The sequence below is a fragment of the Thiohalocapsa sp. genome (assembly GCF_019695415.1).
In the GTDB taxonomy this organism is placed as follows: Bacteria; Pseudomonadota; Gammaproteobacteria; order Chromatiales; family Chromatiaceae; genus Thiohalocapsa.
This window is the reverse complement of the sequence record NZ_JAIFKJ010000011.1, coordinates 1-3368: the sequence shown is the minus strand read 5'-3', so window position 1 is coordinate 3368 and position 3368 is coordinate 1. Positions and strand designations below refer to the sequence as shown.

Sequence of the window (3368 nt, the reverse complement as noted above, 5' to 3'; positions counted from 1 at the left end):
CAGGTACTCCTTGCGGGGTCGCTCCTCGGGCAGGCGGGCGGCCGGTATCACGTCCCCGACCCGCATCGTCAGCCGCGGCCTCTCCAGCCGCAAGGCCGCCCCCAGCGCACCCGTTGTCCCCCCAAAGCCAATCGGCAGCACCGGCGCGCCGGCGCGGTAGCTGAGCCAGGCCACGCCGGTGTGAGCCTGCATCCGGCCCGCCTCCCAGATGCCGCCCTCGGGGAAGATGGCCACCACGCCGCCCTGGCGCAACACGTCCAAGGCCTTCACCATCGCCGCGCGGTCGAACCGCCCGCGGTGGACGGGGATCATCCCGTAGAGGCTGGCCATCACCTGCGTGATCCTCTCGTGCGGGATGTCGGCCGCGCCCAGCAGCTCGATCTGCCAGGGGGTGTAGACGACGGCCAGCACGACCTCCATCGCCGCGCTGTGATTGCCAGCCACCAGTAGCGGGCCGCTCCGGGGGAAGTTCTTCCCACCTTCGAGCACGATCCGAAAGGCCAAGGGCAGTACCAGGCGTCCCAGGCCCCGCACCAGGGCGCGTGGCGCTTGTCGTCGAGGATAGGCGATGGCGTATTCGCGGTCGTCCTGGTGGTCATCCATCGTTTTGTAAGTCGCCAGCGGCTTTAGCGGCGGATAACGCCGCCCGCTTCCGCATTGTCTGGCGCAGCGCTTCGATGTCGCGCGGCACGAAGTAGCCCACGACCACGAGCAAGGCCGCGCTCGCCAGCCAGGTGCTCACGCAGATGGAAATGATGGCCGTGTGCAGTGACGTTCGCGTGGCGATGAGGCCTGCCAGCCACGGCGCCAGGGCCGCTCCGCCGTCCTCGACCAGCTTGCGCACCGCCTGGGCCGTGCTGCGCACCTCGGGCGGCGTTATGTCGGGTACGGTGGCCATCATGCTGGGTCCGTTCATCGGCATAAAGATGCCCGTGAGCCCCAGCAGGGCGGTGAACAGGACCTTCTTCTCGACCGGGACGCTCATGGTCAGCAGGAGCAGCACGGCTGCCGCCAGCGTGCCCAGGCCGCCGACGATGATGCGCCCGCGCCGGGTGCGTTTGAACAGCGCATCCCCCAGATTGCCGCCCAGCAAGTAGCCGGCCGAGATGGTGGCGATGGCCACCAGCATGGCCGTCATCGCCTGCCCGGAGGTGTAGCCCCGCTCGTTCTCCAGGTAGCGGAAGAACCAGAAGACGAGCACGTACCAGGCGAAGATGCCGAAGAAGCCCTGGGCCATCAGCAGCGGCAGGCTGCGAATGCGCAGCAGCTTCCGTACGGCCGGCCAATCGATGCGGTAGGTTCCGATTTCGTCGAGGGTCGCCAGCTCGGGCTCGGCGCTGCCCCGCGGGCGGTCGCGCACGATGATCAGGATCAGGGCCGCGATGGCGATGCCGGCGCCTCCGGTGATGAAGAAGACTTTGCGCCAGCCGAGCGTGCCGCCTAGCGTGGTCGCCAACACGGTGCCCAGAATGAAGCCCAGCGGGCCCGACATCTGCATCGCGCCGTAGACCTTGCCGCGGGCCTGGGGGCCGAAGTAGTCGGCCAGCAGGCTGTAGAGGCCGGGGTAGCTGGAGTCGTCGATGCCGGTGCTGGAGCGCGTGATCATAAACACCGGATAGGTGGGCGCCAGTGCGTTCAGCCAGGTGGTCGAGCCCCAGATGAAGGAGGCCAACGCCAGCAATCGATCGCGGGCGTAGCGGTCATAGAGGTAGCCCCAGACCGGGTAGAGCAAGGCGGCGACGAGCAGGGCCAGACTGGAGACGGCCCCCATCTGGGCCTCGTTGATGCTAAAATCCGCCATAATGGAGGTGGTGAGGGGGCCGATGAGCAGCTTGTCGGCCTGGTGGAGCAACATAAAGAGGAAGAAGACGAACGCGATGAGCCAGCGATAGCGAGATGTCATACAGTCTCCAGCGTGTCTAAGGGATGAAAGAATGGGCTCCCCGTCGTCGAAGGGCACGTAGCCGACCAGGATGTCGGGGCGTTTCGCGGGGTAAAGCCTCAGCGAAAATCACCACACCCCAGGCATCAGCCGGTGCCGAACCCGCTCCGCGTACTCGGCGTACCCATCCAGATTGGCTTGCAGGAACTCGTCCTCCATCGCCGTTCGCCAGACGAAGAAGAAGGTCAGCCCCAGGGATGGCAGGATAGACAGCCACGATCCGAGCGCTATGCTGCTGGCCAAAAAGATCAGGGAAAATCCACAATAGCCCGGATGTCGGACGTACCGGTACGGCCCGCCCGTGACCACTCTCTGACCCCGATCATCCTGAACCCGCACCGCCTTCGCGAAGAAGCGATTCATCTGGATTGACCAGGTGATCAATCCAAATCCGATCACGGTCACGCCCAGGCCCACTAACTGAGCCCAGTTCGGCACGCTGTCAGACCAGTGGTAACGCCCCACATCCAGGCCCGCGATGAGGAATGGGGCGATCACGGCTGGCAACCCCAGAACCTGAAGCAGGCGACCGCTTTTCTCAGCTCCGAACTGTGACCGCTCGCGCATCAGATCGCGGTCCATTATGAGCCCGATGGTGGTCGTCGATCCCACCCAGATCAGCAAAGTCACCCAGAAGAACGGCAGATCCACCCGGCCCGCCGCGAGGAACAGGGTTCCTCCAAGGAGGACCGTCACCCAAACTGCTACCCCAAGCACGACGAATGTTTTCTTCATTTTCATTCTCCTGGATATTCAGTGTCAGCCGATCGCGGACTCTTGATACTTGCATACGTCCCGATCCGGAAGTTTGACCGCTCACGGTTGAATGCACTATGTAGTGACGGTCTGATCGTGCACTTATAAGCGCAGAGACTACAGTCGGCGGCGAGTTGCTGGGCCAGCTTCAGCGCCAGCAAGAACGGCTTCGGTCAGCTTGTCCAGCTCTTCCTCCCGACCCTTGAAGGTGGGCATTGGCTCGGGTATTTGGTGGAGAAAGATGACACAGACGAGCTGCGGAAGTGAATGCTACCTTGATCGCAGGCGTGGTCGGGGAGAAAGCCAATCTGATGGCATCTAATTGATGCTTGAATTGGCTTGTGGACTTTGTCATCAATTTCTCAGATGTCCACAATGCGAATAACTTCAAATAAGAATCTCCAAAAAACTGCGGGGAGAAAATTTGCAATCCTAAGAATTTTCAACCGGTTACGAATCTGACTTGCAATGGGAGACCTAATTTCCTCAAGGATAGCCCAAGCCCGCTGATGGTGCTTGATCGCTTGCTCCGTCAGCCCCAGTTCCGCGTACACTAGTCCCAGGTTGCCTAACCAAGCTCCTTCGTTGCGCTGGTCGCAGATATCGCGGGCGATAATCAGGGCTTGCTGATAGTGCTTGATGGCCAAATCCAGCTGGCCCATATCGTGGT

The 3368-nt window shown here is 62.4% G+C and carries 4 protein-coding genes; all 4 read right to left on the bottom strand.

Features of this window, described 5'->3' with window-relative positions; translation table 11 throughout:
• Positions 1–603: 1-acyl-sn-glycerol-3-phosphate acyltransferase (locus tag I6U14_RS00155; RefSeq protein ID WP_296895873.1), on the bottom strand; the 603-nt coding region annotated here is incomplete at its 3' end.
• Positions 596–1903, bottom strand: coding sequence for an MFS transporter (locus I6U14_RS00150; protein ID WP_296895872.1), 1308 nt, complete (start codon positions 1901–1903; stop codon positions 596–598). The genes I6U14_RS00155 and I6U14_RS00150, both read right to left, overlap by 8 nt.
• A 108-nt stretch (positions 1904–2011) precedes the next feature.
• Positions 2012–2677, bottom strand: a complete 666-nt coding sequence (locus tag I6U14_RS00145) for an isoprenylcysteine carboxylmethyltransferase family protein (RefSeq protein WP_296895870.1) — start codon at positions 2675–2677, stop codon at positions 2012–2014.
• 383 nt (positions 2678–3060) lie between these two features.
• Positions 3061–3368 (bottom strand): tetratricopeptide repeat protein (locus tag I6U14_RS00140; protein ID WP_296895868.1); only part of this gene is annotated, 308 nt, incomplete at its 5' end.

Excerpts from the sequence above, each read along its gene's own strand:
- I6U14_RS00150 (WP_296895872.1), bottom strand. The coding sequence starts at position 1,903 with ATGACATCTCGCTATCGCTGGCTCATCGCGTTCGTCTTCTTCCTCTTT.
- I6U14_RS00145 (WP_296895870.1), bottom strand. The coding sequence starts at position 2,677 with ATGAAGAAAACATTCGTCGTGCTTGGGGTAGCAGTTTGGGTGACGGTC.